Origin of the sequence: Modestobacter italicus (assembly GCF_000306785.1) — a bacterium.
In the GTDB taxonomy this organism is placed as follows: domain Bacteria; phylum Actinomycetota; class Actinomycetes; order Mycobacteriales; family Geodermatophilaceae; genus Modestobacter; species Modestobacter italicus.
The window spans coordinates 1009465-1029469 of sequence record NC_017955.1 but is presented as its reverse complement, the minus strand read 5'-3'; the positions used below and the strand labels follow the sequence as shown (position 1 = coordinate 1029469).

Annotated in this window: 21 protein-coding genes; 15 read left to right on the top strand and 6 right to left on the bottom strand. The window is 73.7% G+C overall.

What is annotated here, in order from left to right; genetic code table 11:
- The first annotated feature begins 56 nt into the window (after nucleotides 1–56).
- From MODMU_RS04925 to MODMU_RS04855, 15 genes are all read left to right on the top strand, one after another.
- Entirely contained in the window at nucleotides 57–344 is a 288-nt protein-coding gene (locus MODMU_RS04925; RefSeq protein WP_014739080.1) for a flagellar FlbD family protein, read from the top strand.
- 3 nt (nucleotides 345–347) lie between these two features.
- The gene (locus tag MODMU_RS04920; protein WP_014739079.1) at nucleotides 348–1118 is read left to right on the top strand and encodes a motility protein A; all 771 of its coding nucleotides are present in this window, start codon (nucleotides 348–350) and stop codon (nucleotides 1116–1118) included.
- A complete protein-coding gene (locus MODMU_RS04915) occupies nucleotides 1115–2131 on the top strand; it encodes an OmpA/MotB family protein (protein ID WP_014739078.1) in 1017 nt (338 codons plus the stop codon). The genes MODMU_RS04920 and MODMU_RS04915 overlap by 4 nt, the downstream gene beginning before the upstream one ends.
- Nucleotides 2128–2601, top strand: a complete 474-nt coding sequence (locus tag MODMU_RS04910) for a flagellar basal body-associated FliL family protein (RefSeq protein ID WP_014739077.1) — start codon at nucleotides 2128–2130, stop codon at nucleotides 2599–2601. The genes MODMU_RS04915 and MODMU_RS04910 overlap by 4 nt, the downstream gene beginning before the upstream one ends.
- Nucleotides 2602–2720: 119 nt before the next feature.
- On the top strand, nucleotides 2721–3695 hold the full coding sequence (locus MODMU_RS04905; protein ID WP_014739076.1) for a flagellar motor switch protein FliM: 975 nt from the start codon (nucleotides 2721–2723) through the stop codon (nucleotides 3693–3695).
- Nucleotides 3692–4438 (top strand): flagellar motor switch protein FliN, encoded by a 747-nt coding sequence (fliN, locus tag MODMU_RS04900; RefSeq protein ID WP_014739075.1) that lies wholly within the window; start codon nucleotides 3692–3694, stop codon nucleotides 4436–4438. The genes MODMU_RS04905 and fliN overlap by 4 nt, the downstream gene beginning before the upstream one ends.
- On the top strand, nucleotides 4435–4887 hold the full coding sequence (locus MODMU_RS04895) for a FliO/MopB family protein (protein WP_014739074.1): 453 nt from the start codon (nucleotides 4435–4437) through the stop codon (nucleotides 4885–4887). The genes fliN and MODMU_RS04895 overlap by 4 nt, the downstream gene beginning before the upstream one ends.
- Nucleotides 4884–5747, top strand: coding sequence for a flagellar type III secretion system pore protein FliP (fliP, locus tag MODMU_RS04890; RefSeq protein WP_014739073.1), 864 nt, complete (start codon nucleotides 4884–4886; stop codon nucleotides 5745–5747). Before MODMU_RS04895 ends, fliP begins: the two co-directional genes overlap by 4 nt.
- Nucleotides 5744–6019 carry a flagellar biosynthesis protein FliQ gene (fliQ, locus tag MODMU_RS04885; protein ID WP_014739072.1) on the top strand — a complete coding sequence of 92 codons (276 nt, stop codon included), beginning with the start codon at nucleotides 5744–5746 and terminating at the stop codon, nucleotides 6017–6019. Before fliP ends, fliQ begins: the two co-directional genes overlap by 4 nt.
- Before the next feature lie 7 nt (nucleotides 6020–6026).
- Complete coding sequence (gene fliR, locus MODMU_RS04880; protein ID WP_014739071.1) at nucleotides 6027–6791, top strand: flagellar biosynthetic protein FliR; 765 nt, start codon at nucleotides 6027–6029, stop codon at nucleotides 6789–6791.
- Entirely contained in the window at nucleotides 6792–7922 is a 1131-nt protein-coding gene (locus MODMU_RS04875) for an EscU/YscU/HrcU family type III secretion system export apparatus switch protein (protein WP_014739070.1), read from the top strand.
- A 208-nt stretch (nucleotides 7923–8130) separates the two neighbouring features.
- Nucleotides 8131–10173 carry a flagellar biosynthesis protein FlhA gene (gene flhA / locus MODMU_RS04870; RefSeq protein WP_014739068.1) on the top strand — a complete coding sequence of 681 codons (2043 nt, stop codon included), beginning with the start codon at nucleotides 8131–8133 and terminating at the stop codon, nucleotides 10171–10173.
- Nucleotides 10154–13195 (top strand): hypothetical protein, encoded by a 3042-nt coding sequence (locus MODMU_RS28350; protein ID WP_014739067.1) that lies wholly within the window; start codon nucleotides 10154–10156, stop codon nucleotides 13193–13195. The genes flhA and MODMU_RS28350 overlap by 20 nt, the downstream gene beginning before the upstream one ends.
- Nucleotides 13192–13434 (top strand): hypothetical protein, encoded by a 243-nt coding sequence (locus MODMU_RS04860; RefSeq protein ID WP_014739066.1) that lies wholly within the window; start codon nucleotides 13192–13194, stop codon nucleotides 13432–13434. Before MODMU_RS28350 ends, MODMU_RS04860 begins: the two co-directional genes overlap by 4 nt.
- A 121-nt stretch (nucleotides 13435–13555) precedes the next feature.
- A complete protein-coding gene (locus tag MODMU_RS04855) occupies nucleotides 13556–14467 on the top strand; it encodes a DUF559 domain-containing protein (protein ID WP_014739065.1) in 912 nt (303 codons plus the stop codon).
- A gap of 42 nt (nucleotides 14468–14509) precedes the next feature.
- Here MODMU_RS04855 and phoH2 read toward each other — a convergent pair whose 3' ends face one another.
- The 6 genes from phoH2 to MODMU_RS29950 form a co-directional block, all read right to left on the bottom strand.
- Nucleotides 14510–15805 carry an RNA 5'-3' helicase PhoH2 gene (phoH2, locus tag MODMU_RS04850; RefSeq protein ID WP_014739064.1) on the bottom strand — a complete coding sequence of 432 codons (1296 nt, stop codon included), beginning with the start codon at nucleotides 15803–15805 and terminating at the stop codon, nucleotides 14510–14512.
- Between the two features lie 242 nt (nucleotides 15806–16047).
- A complete protein-coding gene (locus MODMU_RS04845) occupies nucleotides 16048–16854 on the bottom strand; it encodes an ABC transporter permease (protein ID WP_014739063.1) in 807 nt (268 codons plus the stop codon).
- On the bottom strand, nucleotides 16851–17861 hold the full coding sequence (locus MODMU_RS04840; protein ID WP_014739062.1) for an ATP-binding cassette domain-containing protein: 1011 nt from the start codon (nucleotides 17859–17861) through the stop codon (nucleotides 16851–16853). The genes MODMU_RS04845 and MODMU_RS04840 overlap by 4 nt, the downstream gene beginning before the upstream one ends.
- Before the next feature lie 48 nt (nucleotides 17862–17909).
- Nucleotides 17910–18521: a PadR family transcriptional regulator gene (locus tag MODMU_RS26745; protein WP_014739061.1), complete on the bottom strand. Its 612-nt coding sequence runs from the start codon at nucleotides 18519–18521 to the stop codon at nucleotides 17910–17912.
- Between the two features lie 51 nt (nucleotides 18522–18572).
- Nucleotides 18573–18749 carry a hypothetical protein gene (locus tag MODMU_RS28345; protein ID WP_014739060.1) on the bottom strand — a complete coding sequence of 59 codons (177 nt, stop codon included), beginning with the start codon at nucleotides 18747–18749 and terminating at the stop codon, nucleotides 18573–18575.
- A 4-nt stretch (nucleotides 18750–18753) separates the two neighbouring features.
- Entirely contained in the window at nucleotides 18754–19971 is a 1218-nt protein-coding gene (locus MODMU_RS29950) for a hypothetical protein (RefSeq protein WP_014739059.1), read from the bottom strand.
- Nucleotides 19972–20005: the final 34 nt, after the last annotated feature.

Here is a 20005-nt window from a genome sequence, read left to right as displayed (position 1 = left end):
GCGGCGACGACGCCCCGCACGGCTCCCGCCACCCCGAACCTGTGAGGACCCCTCCCGTGATCCGTCTGACGCGCCTCAACGGCGAGCACTTCGTGCTCAACGCCGAGCTGATCCAGCGCGTGGAGGGCCACCCCGACACCGTGGTCACCCTGCGGGACGACACCAAGTACGTCGTCACGGAGACCGTCGACCAGGTCGTCCGCGAGGTCCGCGACTACCGGGCGGGCATCCAGGCGGTCGCCTTCCAGATGGACCGCGGCGACTACCGCCCGCCCACGACCACCGACCTGAAGGGCACCGAGAACGCCTCGGTCGTGCCCTTCCCGACCCGAGACGAGCGCTGACCCATGGACCCCGCCACCCTGATCGGGTTCGTCATCTCCCTGGTCGCCTTCTTCGTCTTCATGGTCCTGGAGGGCGCCGACCCGACGTCGCTGATCTTCCTCCCGGCGATCATCCTGGTCATCATCGCGACCTTCGGCGCCGCGCTGGCCAGCCAGACGATGGCCGACATCAAGAAGATCCCCACCTGGTTCAAGATGGCGCTGGTGCCGGGCAAGGTGCCGCCGGCCACCGAGCAGATCCAGATCCTGGTCACCCTGGCCGAGAAGGCCCGCAAGGAGGGCCTGCTCGCCCTCGAGGCCGAGGTCAAGAAGATCGAGTCCCCCTTCCTCAAGCGCGGGCTGCAGATGAGCATCGACGGCACCGACCCCGAGGACCTGCGCAGCATCCTCGAGGGCGAGATCATGGCGAAGAAGACCGAGGACAAGGTCGCCGCCAAGTTCATGAACAACATGGGCGGCTACGCGCCGACCATCGGCATCCTGGGCTGCATCGTCGGCCTGATGAACGTCATGGGCAACCTCAGCAACCCCGAGGCGCTGGGCCCGATGGTCTCCGCGGCGTTCATCGCCACCCTGTGGGGCGTCATGGCGGCCAACTTCTGGTTCCTGCCGATGGGCGCCAAGATCCTGCGGGTCAGCGCCCTCGAGGCCGCCCAGATGGAGCTGCTCGTCGAGGGGATCGCCGAGATCCAGGCCGGCACCAGCCCGCGCACCGTCCGGGCCAAGCTCACCTCCCTCGTACCGCCTGGTGAGCAGGGGCGCGAGGCGGCATGAGCAAGACCAGCAAGAGCAGCGGCCACGGCGGGCACGGCGGCCGGGCCAAGAAGCACGAGGAGCACGAGGAGCACGAGAACCACGAACGGTGGCTCGTCTCCGGCTTCGACATGATGACGCTGCTGTTCGTGCTGTTCGTCGTCCTGTACGCCATGAGCTCGATCGACGCGGCCAAGTTCACCGCGTTCGCCGAGGGCGCACGCGAGGGCGGCGGCGCCCCGGTCACCATCCTCAACGACGGCGCGGCCATCGACGCGCCGACGGAGAACGACAGCCCGCTCAAGCCCGTCCAGGTCGCCCAGGAGGCCGCGATCGACGGCACCGCGCAGACCGAGGCGGAGGCGGCGGCCGCCGAGGCGGTGGCCGCCCAGCAGGCGCAGCAGACCGCCGCGGAGGCCAAGGCGGCCTACGACCAGCTGGCCGCGGCCCGCGACGCCCTGGCGGCCGCGGTTGCCGCGGCCGGCCAGGCCGGCTCGGCGCAGTTCGTCATCGACGAGCGCGGCCTGGTCGTGCGGGTGGTCTCCGACCCCGTGCTCTTCGCCCCGGAGTCCGCCGTGCTGCTGCCCGCCGGGATCACCACGCTGGACGCGCTGGCGCCGGGGCTGGGCGCGCTGCCCAACCCGCTGCGGATCGAGGGGCACGCCAACTCGCTCCCGGTCACCCGCGGCGGGCCGTGGCCCTCGAACTGGGAGCTGTCGGCGATCCGCGCGACGACGGTGCTGCGGCACCTCTCCGAGGCCGACGGGCTGGCCGAGGACCGGATGTCCGCCGCCGGCTACGGCAGCACCCGCCCGCTCGTGCCCGACAGCGACCCCAACTACGTCACCGCCAACCGGCGCGTGGACATCGTCGTGGCGTCCATCGCCTCGGCCGACGCCAACGCCCTGCTCCCCGGGCTGGAGGCGGCCGCCGAGAAGGACGCCGCCGCCCCCGCCGCGGAGGCGAGCGCCCCAGCCAGCACCACCGACGACGCAGGTCAGAGCACCACCGACTCCGAGGGAGGCCACGGATGAGCAAGAGCAAGAAGGACGAGACGCCCGCGGACGAGGACGCTCCGAAGGGCGGGAAGAAGAAGCTGCTCGTGATCGGGCTGGTGGCCGTGCTGGCCCTCGGGGCGGCGGCCTGGTTCTTCCTGTTCAGCGGGAGCGGTGCGGCCGAGGCCGAGCCCGCAGCGGAGGCCGGCGCGGTCGTCCTCCCGGTCGACCCGGTGGCCATCAACCTGGCCGGCGGCAGCTACCTGAAGCTGGGCTTCACCCTGCAGTTCTCCACCGTCTGGGACGAGAACGCCAGTGGCGGGCACGGCAGCGCGGCCCCCGACGGGTCCAAGGCCATGGACATCGCCATCTCGCAGTTCTCCGGCGCGGCCCTGGCCGACGTGCAGACCAACCGCGAGGCGATGAAGGCCGCCTTCGAGCAGGCCGTCATCGAGGCGTACCACGGCGAGGTCTACGAGCTCTGGTACACGGAGTACGTCACCCAGTAGCAGAAGGACCCCGTTCCAGCGCCTCACCAGGCGCTCCCGTACCAGCCGGTGCCGGTCCCCCGGCACCGGCTGGTCTCCGGCGGTCAGGGTCGACCGGACCCCCGCCGATGAGGACATGCGTGAGCTTGTCCGACATCGTGGCCGACGCGCCCAGCGTGCCTGCCCCCCGTTCCCCCGAGGGACAGGGCCGCTCGCGGCGGCGCCAGCCGCGCACCTACGACTTCCGCCGCCCCACGAAGCTCTCCCGCGAGCACGTCCGGATCCTGCAGATCGCGCAGGAGAACTTCGCCCGCCAGGCGACGACGACCCTGACGTCGATGCTGCGCACCGGCGCCCGGCTGGAGCTCGTCGGGATCGAGCAGTACTCCTACGACGACTACATCGCCACGTTGCCGCTGTCGTACTTCGTGGCGACCTTCACCCTCGAGCCCCTCCCGGGCAAGGGCGTGCTGGCCTACCCGCTGGACACCGCGATGGCCATCGTCGACCACATGCTCGGCGGGGCCGGCGCCGGCGACCAGCCGGTGCGGCCGATGACCGCGATGGAGAGCGCCATCACCAGCCACCTGCTGGAGCGGCTGCTCGGCGAGCTGGCCGACGCCTTCGCGCACATCACGCCGCTGACCCCGGTGCTCGACGGCGTCGAGTACAACCCGCAGCTGGCCCAGGCCGCCGCGGGCTCGGAGACGGTCATGGTCGCGACCTACTCGATGCGCATCGGCTCCCGCGAGCCCGACGCGACGCTGGTGCTGCCGTTCTCCGCCTTCGCCGCCTCGCTGAACAACGCCGCCTCCCCGCAGCTGTCGGACTCCGCGAAGCACAAGCGGAAGCGCGCCGCCGAGGCGCTGAAGGAGCGGCTGGCCGAGGTCCCGGTCGACGTCAGCGTCCGGTTCAACCCGCTCGAGGTCCCCTCCGGCGACCTGCTGTCCCTGGCGGTCGGTGACGTGCTGCTGCTGCGCCACGCGCAGGACAGCCCGCTGGAGGTCACGACCAACGACGTCATCTTCGCGCACGCGCTCCCGAGCAACCACCGGCGCCGCCTGGCGGCCGAGATCGTCCCCGACACCGCGACCAGCGGGAAGGAACACGCATGACCACCGCCTTCGGCACTGACCGTTCGTCGGACTCCGAGACCATCGCCACGGCCGTCGCGGCCGCGGCGCGGGCCGCTGCCGCCGCGATGCCCGCCGAGCTGGACCTGCGCCCCGGGGACACGGTGGCCGACCCCGAGTCGGTGCCGCTCCCGCCGGCGCCCGGCGCCGCGGTGACCGCGGCGCTCGGCGGCGAGGTCAGCGGTGACATCGTGCTGGTGCTGTCGGAGGAGATCGTCGGCGCGCTGACCAACTCCCCCGTCGGCGCCATGGACGTCGCCACCGCGCTGCGCCCCGCGCTCGAGGCCGCGGCCGCGGCGCTGGGCCGGGTGCGGGTCGCCGCCGAGCGCGTCGAGGACGTCGTCGCCGCGCTGGACGGGCTGCGCGACAAGGGCGTCTTCCTCGCCGTGCCGCTGATCGCCAACGGCGAGATCTCGGCGACCCTGGCGCTGCAGGTCACCCTGCCGCGGCCGCGCGAGCGGCGCGGCAGCCTGGACCTGCTGCGCAACGTGGCCATGGAGGTCACCGTCGAGATCGGCCGCACCCGGATGACGGTCTCCGAACTGCTCTCGCTCCACCCCGGCGAGGTCATCGAGCTCGACCGGGCCGCCGGGGCGCCGGCCGACCTGCTGGTGAACGGCACCCTGATCGCCCGCGGCGAGATCGTCGTCGTGGACGAGGACTTCGGGCTGCGGATCAGCGAGATCGTCACCGAGGCCACCGAGTACGGGACGCCGTCCGCATGACCTGGATGGTCCTGCGCCTGGTGCTGTGCCTGGCGTTCATCGCCGCGGTGCTGCTGTTCGCCAGCCGGGTCGCCAAGAAGCGCGGGCTCGGCGGGGCGACCGGCGTCATCGAGGTCGTCGCCCGGCAGCGGATGGGCCGGGCCAGCAGCGTGTCGGTCCTCCGGGTCGCCGGCCGGGTACTGGTCGTCGGCGCCACCGAGGAGCAGGTCACCCTGCTGGCCGAGGTCGAGGACGACGAACTGTCGGCCGCGCTGGACGCCCAGCTCGCCCGGTCGACCACCACCGGCCCGGCCGGCGTCGACGACGACCCGGCCACCGGGGTGCTCACCCGCCGTCCGGCGCTGCCCGCCCGGTCCGGTGGCGGCGGTGCCCTGGCCGGCTCGGTGCTCGACCGCGGCACCTGGACGTCGGTGGTGCAGGAGCTGCGCGAGCGGACGGTGCGCCGGTGACCGCCGCGCTCCCGGTCCTGCTGCCGGCCCCGGCCCTGAGCCCCGCGGACGGTGCCGCGGCCCGCCGCCGCCGCATCGCCTGGCTGCTGCCGCTGCTGGTGCTGACCGTCGTCGCGCTGTGGTTCGTGCTGGCCGACCCCGCCTCCGCGGCGCCGACCGCGCCCACCGCACCCACGGCCCCGGTCGCCCCGGTGGTCGACGACGGCGGGGTCGACATCTCCGTCGGCGGCAACAGCCCCAGCCAGGCCGTCACCCTGATCCTGGCGATCACGGTGCTGTCCATCGCGCCGTCGGCCCTGCTGCTGGTCACCTCGTTCACCAAGATGCTCGTGGTGCTGTCGCTGACCCGCAACGCCCTGGGCCTGGCCTCGTCGCCGCCCAACCAGGTGCTCACCGGGATCGCGCTGTTCCTCACCATCTTCGTGATGGGCCCGGTGTTCTCCGACATCAACGAGGTCGCCGTCCAGCCCTACCTCGACGGCACGATCAGCGCCTCGCAGGCCTACGACGTCGGCGAGGCGCCGCTGAAGAGCTTCCTGCTGGACAACACCCGGGACGACGAGCTGAAGCTCATGATCGGCCTGTCCGGCGAGGAGAAGCCGGCCGACGAGGCGTCGGTGAGCATGCTGACCCTGATCCCGGCGTTCGTGCTCTCCGAGCTCAAGAGCGCCTTCATCATCGGACTGGTCATCTTCATCCCGTTCCTGGTGCTGGACATGCTGGTCAGCGCCGCGCTGATGTCGATGGGCATGATGATGGTGCCGCCGTCGGTCGTGGCGCTGCCGTTCAAGCTGCTGCTGTTCGTGATGGTCGACGGCTGGGCGCTGATCACCACGGCGTTGGTGGGGTCCTACTCGTGACCGACACCGACGTCACCGAGATCGCCACCCAGACGATGCTCGTGGCGGCCAAGGTCGCCGCCCCGATCCTGCTCACCGCCCTGCTGGTCGGTTTCATGATCTCGCTGTTCCAGGCGGCGACCCAGATCCAGGAACAGACGCTGTCCTTCGTGCCCAAGATGATCGCGGTCGCGATCGCGCTGCTGGTGACCGGCAACTGGGTGCTCTCGGAGCTCATCTCGTTCACCCAGCAGCTGTTCGGTGAGCTGCCGCGGCTGCTCGGCCAGAGCTGAGGCCGCGGTGGACCTCCAGGTCCCCTCGGCGACCCTGGCCGCGCTGCTGCTGGCCACGGTGCGTGCCAGCGGGTTCGTGATCATGGCGCCGCCGTTCAACTCGGCGGCCATCCCGGTCGCGGTGAAGGGCGCGCTGGCCATGGCGCTGGCGGTCGTGGTGTTCCCGCACATCAGCGGCGACCTGCCGACGATCACCGCGGGCTTCCTCATCGTCAGCGCGGTCACCGAGGCCCTCATCGGCGCCGCGCTGGGCTTCGTCATCCAGGTGCTGTTCACCGCCGTCCAGCTGGCCGGCGACCTGATCGACCTCTCCGGCGGGTTCTCCCTGCAGCCGGCCTACGACCCGCTGTCGCTGACCACGCACTCCTCGATCGGCAAGCTCCACTACATGCTGGCGACCACGCTGCTGTTCACCAGCGGCGGGCACCTGCTGCTGGTCCGCGGCTTCGTCACCTCCTACGAGGGGCTGCCGGTGGGCGGCTCGATGCCCACCGACCAGCTGGGCTCCACCCTCGTCACGGTCTTCTCCATGATGTTCCTGGCCGCCCTGCAGATCGCCGGCCCGATGGTCGCGGTGCTGCTGCTCGCCGACGTCGCCCTGGCCCTGCTGTCCAAGGCCGCCCCGTCGCTGAACATCTTCGCGTTCGGGTTCCCGGTGAAGATCCTGCTCACCCTGACCCTGCTCGGGCTCACCTTCCCGCTCCTGCCGCCCGCCCTCGACGCGCTGATGAACACCGGCCTCGAGGCGATCACCTCCTTCCGGAGCGGGTAGATGGCCAAGGACGGACCGGGTGGTGAGAAGACAGAGAAGCCGACAGCGCAGAAGCTGAAGCAGGCCCGCAAGGACGGGCAGATCCCGCGGACGCAGGAGCTGGGCACCTGGCTCGGCGCGGCCGCCGCCAGCGTGCTGCTGCCGATGCTCGTCGGCCGCGCGTTCGGTTCGGTCCGCCAGCTGTTCGTGCAGATCGGCACGGTGGCCGCCGACCCGCAGCCGGCCGCGCTCTCCGCGCTGATGGGCCAGGCGCTGTTCGCCTTCCTCGGCGCGGTCCTCCCGATCGCGCTGGGCATGATGCTGGTCGGCACGCTGGCCTCGGCCGCCCAGGGCGGGGTGGTGCTCAGCGGCAAGGGGATCAAGCCGACGCTGGGCAAGCTCAACCCGCTGCCCGGGCTCAAGCGGATGTTCGGCACCCACGGGCTCTGGGAGTCGATCAAGGCGCTGATCAAGACGATCGCGCTCGCCGTGGTCATCTGGGCGACGTCGGACAAGGCCCAGCACCTGGTCTCGGCCTCCGGGGCGCTGCCGCTGTCGGAGGTCACCCGGGTCTTCACCGAGTCCGCCGTGCTGATGTTCCGGGTCGTCGGCATCACCGGGCTGGCGATCGCGCTCGCCGACTACCTGGTGGTCCGCCACCAGACGATGACCAAGCTCAAGATGAGCCAGTACGAGATCAAGCAGGAGCACAAGAACTCCGAGGGCGACCCGCACATGAAGGCCCAGCGCCGGGCCACCCAGATGGCGATGTCCCGGAACCGGATGATGGCCGAGGTCGCCGACGCCGACGTGCTGCTGATCAACCCCACCCACGTCGCGGTCGCGCTGAAGTACGAGCCGCTGCGCGGGGCGCCCCGGGTCGTCGCCAAGGGCGCCGGGGAGGTCGCCACCCGGCTGCGGGCGCGGGCCGAGGAGTGCCGGGTGCCGATGGTCCAGGACATCCCGCTGGCCCGGGCGCTGCACGGCTCCTGCGACATCGGCCAGGAGGTGCCCGCGCAGCTGTTCACCGCGGTCGCCCGGGTGCTGGCCTTCGTGATGCACCTGTCCAACCGCGGGGTCCGCGGCGGCGTCCACCGGCCCGGCTTCGAGGCCCCCGACGTCGCCGGGCTGCCCCGGGCCAGGCGCCGCTGACGGCCGGCCCCGCCTGCACCGTCCGCACCGGACGTCCCGCCCGGCAGACCGGGGTGGGACGCCCGGCGCTGGTGGTGCCCGTGGGGCGTCGGGCGGGGCCGCCGCGCGCCCGCCGCGGTACGGACCGTTCCGGGGACTGCCGAGAACGGCGTCGAGGGCGTGCTGCGCCCTCCCGCCGTCCGGCGCCGCTGCTCAGGAACGAGGTCCCGTGGGAAAGCTGACGAAGGTCGCCGTCCCCATCGGGGTCGTCTCCATCGTCCTGATGCTCGTCGTCCCGCTGCCGGCCGCCGTGCTGGACCTGCTGCTCGGCTTCAACATCGTCGCGTCGCTGCTGATCCTGCTGGTCTCCATGCAGATCAAGCGGCCGCTGGACTTCGCCGTCTTCCCGTCGCTGGTGCTCATCGCGACGCTGATGCGGCTGGCGCTGAACGTCTCCTCGACCCGCCTGGTGCTCAGCGACGGCTACGCCGGCAAGGTCATCGAGGCCTTCGGGCACTTCGTCATCGGCGGCTCGCTGATCGTCGGCCTGGTGATCTTCGTGATCCTCACGATCATCCAGTTCGTCGTCATCACCAACGGTGCCGGCCGCGTCGCCGAGGTCGGCGCCCGCTTCACCCTCGACGCGATGCCCGGCAAGCAGATGGCGATCGACGCCGACCTCAACGCCGGCCTGATCAACGAGACGCAGGCACGCAAGCGCCGCCAGGAGGTCACCTCCGAGGCCGACTTCTACGGCTCGATGGACGGCGCCAGCAAGTTCGTCAAGGGCGACGCCATCGCCGCGATCATCATCACGATGATCAACCTGATCGGCGGCTTCGCGATCGGGATCATGCAGAAGGGCATGGCGCCGGCCGACGCCGTCTCCACCTACTCGCTGCTGACCGTCGGCGACGGCCTGGTCTCCCAGATCCCCGCCCTGCTGATCTCCACCGCGACCGGCCTCATCGTCACCCGCTCGGCCTCCTCGAGCGACATGGGCACCGACCTCCTCGACCAGCTCGGCCGCAACAAGCAGCCGGTGCGGATCGCCGGCGGCGCCGCCCTGGCGCTGTGCCTGATCCCCGGCCTGCCCAAGCTGCCGTTCCTGGTGATCGGCGGGCTCTTCCTGTTCCTCTCCACCCGGCTGACCGAGAAGCCGGACGTCGACGAGGAGGCCCTGGCCGCCGCGCAGGCACCCGACGAGCCGCAGCCGGACTCCCCCGAGGCGATCGTCGAGCGGATGCGCGTGGACCCGCTGGAGCTCGAGGTCGCGTTCGACCTCGTCGAGCTGGTCGACACCGCCCGCGGCGGCGACCTGCTGGACCGGGTCAAGGCGCTGCGCCGCAAGGTCGCCATGGAGACCGGCCTGGTGATCCCGCTGGTGCGCACCCGGGACAACCTGGACCTGCCCGGCTCGCAGTACGTCATCTGGCTCAACGGCGTCCCGGCGGCGCGGGGCAACTCCCCCGCCGGCACCGTGCTCGCCATCGGCGACCACCTGGAGGGCCTGCCGGGCAAGCCCACCACCGAGCCGGTGTTCGGGCTGGCCGCCAAGTGGGTCCCCGCGGAGCTGCAGCGGCAGGCCGAGATGGCCGGCGCGACCGTCGTCGACCGCTCGTCGGTCATCACCACCCACCTGGCCGAGGTGGTCCGGCAGAACGCGTCGGCGCTGCTGGGCCGGGAGGACGTGAAGGTGCTGGTGGAGATGGTCCGCCGCTCGCACCCGGCCGTCGTCGAGGAGCTCACCCCCGCGCTGCTCAGCCTGGGCGAGGTGCAGCGGGTGCTGCACGCGCTGCTGGACGAGGGCGTCTCCATCCGCGACCTGGTCCGCATCTTCGAGGCGCTGTCGCTGCGGGCGAAGAAGTCCACGGACCTCGACGGTCTGGTCGAGGCGGTCCGCGCCGCCCTCGGCGGCGCGATCAGCCAGCCGTACGTGACGCCGGACGAGCGGCTGCACGTGATCACCCTCGACCCGGCGTTCGAGCAGCGCCTGCTCGAGGCCGTCCGCCCCACCGAGAACGGTCAGGTGCTGGCCCTGGACGGCCACACCGTCGACTCCCTCGTCCGGGGCTGCACCGAGCTGCTCGACCAGGCCGACCGGCTCAACCTCTCCCCCGTGCTCGTCTGCTCCCCGCAGGTGCGCGCCGCCCTGTCCCGCCTGGTCCGCCAGGTCCTGCCCCGGCTGTCGGTGATCTCGTACAACGAGGTCTCCCGCACGGCCCAGATCGAGTCCCTGGGAGTGGTGAACGGTGCCTTCGCAGTCCGTTGAGGCCGCCACGCGTGACGAGGCGATCGCCGCCGCGCGTGAGCAGTTCGGCCCCACCGCACGGGTCGTCGGGGTGCGCCGCATCCGTTCCGGCGGCATGTTCGGCTTCTTCACCAACGAGCGGTTCATCGCCGAGGTGGAGGTGCCCAAGGCCGACCCGGTCAAGGGCCCCGACACCGGTTCGCTGCTCAAGACCGGCGCCCGCGAGCCGCGGCCGGCCGCGTCGATGGACGACCGCATGCAGGAACTCGCCGAGCTGCTCGGGTCCGCCTCGCCGGAGCCGCAGCCCGTCGGCCTCTACGGCCGCGCCGGGGCCCAGCCGGCCGCTGCGCCGTCCGCCGCTGCGCCGTCCGCCGCCGCGCGGCCGGTGCGGCGTGCCGCGGCACCGGCGTCGACCGGCGCGACCGCGCCGTCGTCCGTCCGCACCGCCTCCCCGGCTCGCGCCGCCACCCCCGCCCGCGCCGCCTCGCCGGTGCCGACGACCCGGGAGCCCGCCGCCGCCCCGCGCCGGGCGGACGCCAAGCCGTTCACCCCGACCAAGCACACGCTGATGCTGTCCCCCGAGGACCTCGCTCCCGAGCCGGTCGAGCCGGCCCAGCGGGCGGCCGAGCCGGCCGGGCCGTCGCCGTTCGCCGCCGCCCTCACCCGGATGGTTGCCTCGAACCCGGTGCAGGTCGCCGCCGAGGCGGCCGCCGAGGCCGCTGCCGCCGAGGCGGAGGCCCGTGAGGTCGCCGCCGCCGACGCGGCCGCCGCCCGGGTCGCCGCGGTCGAGAGCGCCGCCGCGGAGGCGGCGCGTGCCGCTGCTGCCCGGGTCGACGCCGCTGCTGCCGAGGCCGCCCGGTTGCGGGCCGAGGCTGCCGCCGCCGAGGCCGCCCGGCTGCAGGCGGTCGCCGCGGCTGCGGAGGCCGCCCGCCGTGACGCCGAGGCCGCTGCCGCCGAGGCCGCGCGGCTCGAGGCCGAGGCAGCTGCCGCCGAGGCCGCCCGGCTCGAAGCCGAGCGGCTCGAAGCCGAGCGCCTGGAGGCGCAGCGTCTCGAGGCGCAGCGGCTCGAGGCCGAGCGACTGGAAGCCGCCCGGATCGAAGCCGCCCGGATCGAAGCCCAGCGACTCGAAGCTCAGCGGCTCGAAGCTCAGCGGCTCGAAGCTCAGCGGCTCGAGGCTCAGCGCCTGGAGGCCGAGCGGCTCGAGGCCGAGCGGCTCGAGGCCGAGCGGCTCGAGGCCGAGCGTCTGGAAGCCGAGCGCCTGGAGGCTGCTCGTATCGAAGCCGCTCGCGTCGAAGCCGAGCGCTTGGAGGCCGAGCGCTTGGAGGCCGAGCGTCTCGAGGCGGTCCGCATCGAGGTCGCCCGTCAGGAGGCCGCCCGGGTCGAGGCTGCCCGGGTCGAGGCTGCCCGGATCGAAGCTGCTCGCATCGAAGCCGCTCGCGTCGAGGCCGCGCGCCGCCAGGCAGCGGCCGACGCCGAGGCCGCGCGGGTCGAGGCGGTGCGCCAGGAGGCGGCCCGCATCGTCGCCGAGCGTCTGGGGACCGAGCGCCGCGAGCGGGAGGCCGTCGCGCTGGCCGGCTCGCCGCTGTCCATGGTGGAGTCCGTCCGCAGCGCCGACGAGGCGCTGGCGGCCCTGCTGGAGGAGGTCCTGGCGGCGAACGGCTCCGGCCGCGGCCGGCACCGCCTGCCCGAGGCCGGTGCCCCGCTGGCCGTCACCGCCGCGCCGGTCACCGCCGAGCAGGAGCTCCCCCAGCCCTCTGCCTACGACACCCGCGGCGCCGAGTCGAGCGCCTACGACACCGGTGCCCACCGGCCCGACGCCTGGTCCGGCCCCGGCTGGGCCAGCGATGCCCGGGTCGCGCAGCGCGCGGCGCAGGTCGCGGCCGCGCAGGCGCTCGTCGTCGACGCCGTCGTCGTCGCCGAGACCGCCGCCGAGGAGGTCCGGGTCACCGAGCCGCGCCCGATCGAGGTCCCGGTCGCGGTGCCCGTCGAGGAGCAGCGCTTCGCCGTCCCGGTCTCGCTGAGCGCGCCCCTGGCGCGCACCGCCAGCGACCCGGCCCCGCTGCCGATGGACGCCACCCTCGTCCTGCCGCGGCTGAGCATCACCGGTGGTCAGCCGCCGCAGTCCCAGCGACCCGCCGTCCCCCCGGCTCGCCGCGGGCGACCGCCGGTGCCGGCCAGCCGTCCGGCCGGCACCGGCCGCACGCCGATCGCCACCCGGCCGGTCCCGGTCCCGGTGCCGATCGGCTCGCGCCGGCCTGCCGCCGAGCTGCCGGCCGGCCCGGAGACCAGCACCCGGCTCGCCACCGTGACCCGGCTGGTGCCGGCGGTGTCGGCGTCGACGGCGCTGGCCCCGTACGGCATGGACGTCGCCGAGGAGCTCGTCGTCCGGCTGCTGACGCTGGGTCTGCCGGCCTCCCTGCTCGGCCCGGACTTCACCGACGACGCCGCGCTCCGCGGGGTCTACGCGGCGCTGACCCGGACGCTCGCCGAGCGGCTGCCGGCCGCCCCGCACCTGCCCACCCAGCCGGGCGACGTGCTGATGGTCGTCGGCCCGGGCGCGGAGACCTTCGCCGCAGCCCGGTCGCTGGCCCTCTCCCTGCGGCTCGAGCCCGAGGACGTGCAGTGGGCCGCCTCCGGCGCGCTCGCCGGCCTGGCCCCCGAGGGCAGCCGGATCACCTCGCTGGAGACCGCCGCCGAGCGGCAGCAGGCCAGCGCCGCGCGCGGCACGGTCACGATCATCGCCGTGGACGCCCCGCTGCGGACGTCGGGCGGGCCGTGGCTGGAGCACATGCTCACCATCTGGTCGCCGACCGCGGTGTGGGGCGTGCTCGACTCGACCCGCAAGCCCGAGGACCTGGTGCCGTGGCTGGACGGCCTGCCCCGGCTGGACGCCGTCGTCGTCCAGGACACCGACTCGACCGCCGACCCGGCCGCCGTGCTCGACCACGTGTCGGTGCCGGTGGCGCTGGTGGACGGCGCGCGGGCCACCGCGCACCGCTGGGCGTCGCTGCTCTGTGAGCGGCTGGAGGAGTTGGAGGGGTGACCGGCCCGCTCCGCGGCGACGTCCTGCTGACCGGCTTCGTGCTGGCCGTCCCGGTGTTCCTGCTGGGGCTGCGCGGGGAGTTCACCGCGCAGGAGGTGGTCCACCGGCTGCTGTGGTGCCTGGCTGCCGGCTGGGTCGTGGTCGCCGTGGTGCGGTTCGCCAGCGCCCCGCCGCCGCCGCCGAAGGCCACACCGAAGACCGTGGCCGACCCCCAGCCGGAGACCACCCCCGCCGCCTGACGCCGTGCGCTGAGGCGGGCTTCCGAACGCTCGGACCCCGCTCGAGCGCACACCGTGCTCCGTCGTCCACAGATCCGCGGACCACGGGCCGCGCGACCCCGTGGCCGCACACGCTCCTCGAGTGACCTGGGACGTCGACGCACTGGTGGGCCCGACCGGCTGGATCACCCGGCAGCGGCTCGTCCACCGGGTGGACCGGGGCACGGTGGACGCGTGGGTGGCCACCGGTCGGCTGGTCCGGTTGCAGCCCGGCGTGTACGCCACACCGGTGGCCGCCCGGGACTGGCGGACGCGGGTGGCCGCACTGGCGCACGTCCGTGGCGCCGTGGTCAGCCACGGCACGGCCCTGGCATTGTGGGACCTGCTGCCACCGGCAGGCGGGCCGGTGCACCTCACCGTCGGGGCCTCGCGCAGCGCCCGAGGGTCGGCCGGCGTGCTGCTGCACCGTTCTCCCGACATCGGCGAGCTCACCCGCCGGGTGTCCGGCATCCCCGTCACCTGCGTCGCGCGCGCCGTGGTCGATGCCTGGGGCTGGTCGCGAGGTCAGGCCCGCCCCTCGCTGCGGGCGGCGGCGATCTCGGCGGTGCGTCGACGCCTCTGCTCGGCGGGGGACATCGCGGCGGAGCTCGCCCGTCGGCCGCGGCTGCCGGGCCGCACGGAGCTCGCCGAGCTGGTCCAGCTGCTGGCCGACGGGTGCCAGTCCGAGCTGGAGATCTGGGGGTGCCTGCACGTCCTGCGCGCACCCGGCATGCCGCCCTTCGTGCAGCAGCGGAGGATCACCGTGGCCGGTGAGCGCTTCGCGCTGGACGCCGCCTACGACGACGTCCTGCTGGCCGTGGAGATGGACGGCGCGGCCTGGCACGGCTCCCGTCGGCAACGCGAGGACGACATCCGGCGGGACGCGGTGCTCGCCACGGTCGGCTGGCAGACCCTCCGGTTCGGCTACGCCCGGATGACCGGCGATGCCGCGGGGTGCCAGCAGGACGTCCGGTCGACCCATGCCGCGCGCCGGCGGCTGTTCGGTGTGCGCTGAGGCCGGGTTCCGACCCGGGGGACCCGGCCTCAGCGCACACCGTCAGAGCGGCAGGTCCTCGAGCATCTCGGTGACCAGGGCGGCGATCGGCGAGCGCTCGGAGCGGGTCAGGGTCACGTGGGCGAACAGCGGGTGGCCCTTCAGCGCCTCGATCACCGCCGTGACGCCGTCGTGCCGGCCGACCCGCAGGTTGTCCCGCTGCGCGACGTCGTGGGTCAGCACCACCCGGCTGTTGGTGCCCAGCCGGGACAGCACGGTGAGCAGCACCCCGCGCTCCAGGGACTGCGCCTCGTCGACGATCACGAACGAGTCGTGCAGCGACCGCCCGCGGATGTGGGTCAGCGGCAGCACCTCGATCAGCCCGCGGGCCAGGATCTCGGTGACCACCTCGGAGGAGACCAGCGCGCCGAGGGTGTCGAAGACCGCCTGCGCCCAGGGCGCCATCTTCTCGCCCTCGCTGCCGGGCAGGTAGCCGAGCTCCTGGCCGCCGACGGCGTACAGCGGCCGGAAGATCACGACCTTCTTGTGCGCCCGCCGCTCCATCACCGACTCCAGGCCCGCGCACAGCGCCAGCGCCGACTTGCCGGTGCCCGCGCGGCCGCCCATCGACACGATCCCGATCTCCGGGTCCAGCAGCAGGTCCAGCGCGATCCGCTGCTCGGCGGACCGGCCGTGCAGGCCGAAGGCGTCCCGGTCGCCGCGGACCAGCCGCACCTGCTTGTCCGGCAGCACCCGGCCCAGCGCCGAGCCGCGGGCGGACAGCAGCACCAGCCCGGTGTGGGTGGGCAGCTCCGCGGCAGCCGGCAGGTGCACCGACCCGCGCTCGTAGAGCGACTGGATCTCCGACTCGTCGACGGAGAGCTCGGCCATCCCGGTCCAGCCGGCGTCGACGGCGCCCAGCGCCCGGTACTCGTCGGTCTCCAGGCCCAGCGCCGCGGCCTTGACCCGGAGCGGGACGTCCTTGGTGATGAGGCAGACGTCGCGGCCCTCACCGCGGAGGTTGAGCGCGACCACCATGATCCGGCTGTCGTTGCTGTCGTTGCGGAAGCCGGCCGGCAGCACCGAGGGATCGCTGTGGTTCAGCTCCACGTGCACCGTGCTGCCCTGGTCGCCGACCGGGACGGGGGCGTCGAGCCGGCCGTGCTGGAGCCGCAGGTCGTCGAGCGCGCGCAGGGTCTGCCGGGCGAACCAGCCGAGTTCCGGGTGGTCGCGCTTGGCCTCCAGCTCGCTGATGACCACGAGGGGCAGCACCACGTCGTGCCCGTCGAAGCGCAGCAGCGCGCCCGGGTCGGAGAGCAGGACGGAGGTGTCGAGGACGAACGTGCGGCGAGTGGTCACGAGTCGACTCCCGTGGGGCGCACAGCGCGCCCCGGCTCGAGGGTGGCCGGGTCCCGGCGCAGGGGCCGGGACGCGGCCCCTCTGGTCGACGTACGAAGTCGCACCAACCGGGCCTCCCGTGGACGACGGGGTGGAACCCGTCCTCCACTGCGGACGCTAGGCCCCGGGGCTGACAAAAACACTGGCAAGACACGCCAACGGGTGACATGGAGGTCATTGGTGATCTGGCGGAAACCTCCCGTTCAGCTCGACTCCTGCCGGAAACGTCGGACGCCGAACCACCAGCCGAGCAACCCCATGGCCACCGTCAGCCCGGCACCCCACCAGGCGGTGCTGCTGCCGTAGTCGCCGTCGAAGAACGACCGGGCGCCCTCGACGACGTGCTTGAGCGGGTTGACGTCGCTGACCGCCTGCAGCCAGCCCGGGGCCAGCGTCATCGGCAGCAGGATCCCCGACAGCAGCAGGACCGGCAGGACGACGGCGTTGAGCAGCGGCGCGAAGGCGTCCTCGCTCTTGAGCGTGAGCGCCAGCGCGTAGGAGACCGAGGCGAACGCCGCCCCGAGCAGCGCGATGACGACCAGGGTCAGCACCACCCCGAGCACCGGCGCGCGCAGCCCCAGCGGGATCGACACCAGGACCAGCAGCGTGCCCTGCACCAGCAGGACGACGACGTCGCGCATCACCCGGCCCAGCAGCAGCGCGGTCCGGCTGGCCGGGGTGACCCGCTGGCTCTCGATGACCCCGGCCCGGTACTCGGCGATCAGGCCGAAGCCGACGAACAGCGCGCCGAAGATGCCCAGCTGCACGAGGATGCCCGGCACGAACAGCTGGTAGGCGTTGCCCGACCCGAGCTGGCTGCTCAGCGGCTCGAGCAGCGGGCCGAACAGCACGATGTACAGCACCGGCTGCATCAGGCTGATCACCAGCCAGGCCGGGTTGCGCAGCGACATCCGCATCGCCCGGGCGAACACCGTGTAGGTGTCCCGGGCGACGCTGCTCCTCGGCTCGGTCGTCGTCGGGGTCGGCGGGGCGGTGGTCGCGGTGCTCATCGGGCCATCTCCTGCGGCTGCTCGGCGGGGGTGCGGTCGGCGGGGACGGGTGGGCCGCCGCTCTCCCGCAGCGACCGGCCGGTGAGGTCGAGGAAGACGTCGTCCAGGCTGGGCCGGCGGCTCTCGATCCCGGCGACGGGGATCCCGGCGGCGTCCAGCTCGCGGACCAGGCTCATCAGCGCGGCACCGCCGTGCGGCGCGCGGCCGACGACGCGGGTGTCGAGCACCTGCGGGGCCTCGGCGCCGGGCAGCGCGGCCATCAGCGCGGCGACCCGGCCGGCGGTCTCCGCGTGCTCCACGGTGACGGTCAGGACGTCCCCGCCGACCTGCGACTTCAGCGCGTCGGGGGTGCCCTCGGCGACGATCCGGCCGGCGTCGATGACCAGGATGCGGTCGCAGAGGGCGTCGGCCTCGTCCAGGTAGTGCGTGGTGAGGAAGACCGTCGTCCCCCGCTCCTCGCGCAGGCCCCGGATGTGCTGCCACAGGTTGGCCCGCGCCTGCGGGTCCAGCCCGGTGGTCGGCTCGTCGAGGAAGACCAGCCCGGGCACGTGCACCAGGCCGACGGCGATGTCGAGCCGGCGCCGCTGGCCGCCGGACATCGACTTCGGCTGCCGCTCCCACAGCCCGTCGAGGTCGAGCTCGCGGAACAGCTGCTTGCCGCGGGCGGTCGCCTCGGCGGTGCTGATCCCGTACAGCCGGGCGTGGTCGACGACCTCCTCCCCCGCGCGGGCGTCGGGGTAGGTGGCGCCGCTCTGCGACACGTAGCCGATCCGCCGCCGCACGCCCACCGGGTCGGTGACCAGGTCGCAGCCGGCGACGGTGGCGGTGCCGGCGGTCGGCGCGAGCAGCGTGGTGAGCATCCGCAGCGTGGTGGTCTTGCCGGCCCCGTTCGGGCCCAGGAAGCCGACGATCTCCCCGGCCTCGACGTCGAGGTCCACACCGGCGACGGCGTGCACCTCCTGCTTCTTCTTCCGGAACGTGCGGGCGAGCCCGCGGGCGTGGATCACCCGGCCAGTGTTCAAGTTTGACTAAATGGGGTCAAGCTCGTTCTTGAATCAAGCACCGCCCGGCGGGTCGAGGACGGCGGCCGGCCAGAGCCCGCCGACCGGCCGGTCGGGGCCCTGCGGGTCGTCGGCGAAGCGGTAGTGCCCGGCGTCGATGCGGGCGCAGACCTCCCGCACCCAGCCCCGTTCGCCGTCGACCCAGGCGCGGGTCGCGTGGAACAGCTCGACCGTGCTGGCCGGCGCCATCCGGGAGGACTCGACCCCGCGCACCGCCGAGTCCATCCCGGACACCATGGCCTCCAGCACGAGGTCGCGGGCGCGCAGCGCCTCCCGGACCTCGTCGCGCGGCAGCGTGGTGAAGAAGCACAGGCCGCCGAGCAGTCGGCTGGGGTCGCCGGGCTCGGGCCGGCGCAGCGCGCTGCCGAGCAGCCGCTGGTACTCGACCTCGCCGTCGGCGGTGAGCCGGTAGGACACCGGCTCGCCCTCGGTCTCCTCCAGCAGCCCCCGCTTGGCCAGCGTGCGCAGGCCGGAGTAGATGGACCCCGGGTTGAGGTGCGCCCAGTCCTGGACCTGCCAGGTCAGCAGCTCGCGGCGGAGCAGGTAGCCGTGCACCGGCTGGAAGATCCGCACCGCCCCGAGCAGCAGCAACCGCGTGGTCGACATGGCCCAACTCTGCCCGCCGCACCGCGCTCCCGGCGGCACCGGTGCCGCGGCTCACTCCTCCCGGCGGGGTCGCAGCGCCAGCAGCGCCCAGACCACCGGCACCAGCAGCACCGGCCACTCCACCGCGACGTTCCCCACCCAGAACAGCCCGATGAGCAGCAGCAGGGCCAGCCAGCCCGCCGTCCACAGGCCGAGCAGCCGCCGCTCCTGCGGCGTCCCCCGTGCCACGGCGTCAGACGCCCGCGAGCTCGGCGGTGATCCCGGCGGGCGTCAGCGGCTCGTCGAGCAGGCGGACGAAGCGGTCGGCCACCGGCTGCTCCGCCGGGCGGGCGGCCAGCCAGGTCGACAGCAGGTCGAAGCCCTCGACGTAGGTGGAGATGTAGGCGCGCCACAGCGGGTCGGTGAGGAAACGGAGCTGCTGGGCGGCCCGGTCGGGGCTGACCAGCGCCCAGCGCTGCAGGTGGGCGATGACCGCGTCGGGGTCGGCGCCGCGGTCGTGCAGCATGATCGCCGCGTCCTGGCGGACCCGGTTCAGCGGCGCCGCCGCCGCGGCCACCTGCTCGGCGAGGTGCCCGTCGAAGCGCAGCCCGAGGTCGCCCAGCACCTCGGCCGCCCACGGTCCCCAGCCCGCCCCGACCGACGCCTCGATCCCCAGGTCGGCCAGCCCCTCGGCCATCAGGCACTCGGGGGTGTTGACCAGGAAGACGGTGTGCTCCAGGTGCTCGTCGCGCTCGACGAGCCCACGCTCCTTGCGGCAGTGCTCGGTGTGGTGGCCGGGGTAGGCCTCGTGCGCCACCAGGTGCGGCAGCTGGCTGAGCCGGTGCGGCAGGTCGGCGTTGATCGCGACCCGGGAGCGGTAGTCGCCCTCGTAGTAGTTGAAGCCCGACCACGGCTTGTCGGTGACCACCTCGTAGCGGACCGTCTCGACCTCCGGCAGGCCGTACCGGCCGCGGACCCGGTCGCGCAGGGCGGAGGAGAGCGCGTGCACGGCGGCCTCCAGCCGCTGCGGCGGGCACTCCTCCCGGCGCCGGTGCAGCGCGTAGCGCTCGGCCAGGGAGCCGCCGCCGGGCAGCAGCTGCTCCAGCGCGGCGTGCGCGGCGGCGTAGTCGGCCGGGTCACCGAGGGTGACCTGCACCTGGAAGTAGGCCTGCACCTCGTCGATGAAGCCGACCGGCTCCCCGCCCAGCTTGCGGGCGCTGCACTCCAGCCCGGTCAGCTGACCGCGCAGGTACGCCGCCCGGTCGGCCGGCAGCTGCGCGGAGTCCAGCTCGCCCAGCAGCGCCCGGGCCTGGTCCCGGAGCCGGTGCGGGGTCGGCGCCGGCTCGTCGGCGACCGCGGCGCGCAGCCGCGGGTCGCCGGTGTACGCGTCGACGAAGCCGGGCTCGAGCCGGTCGAAGCGCAGCCCCAGCCGCACGTACTCGAGGGGGACGTCGACCGCGCCGGCTGCCATGCCGCCGATCCTCTCAGCGCCCGCCCCGGGCCCC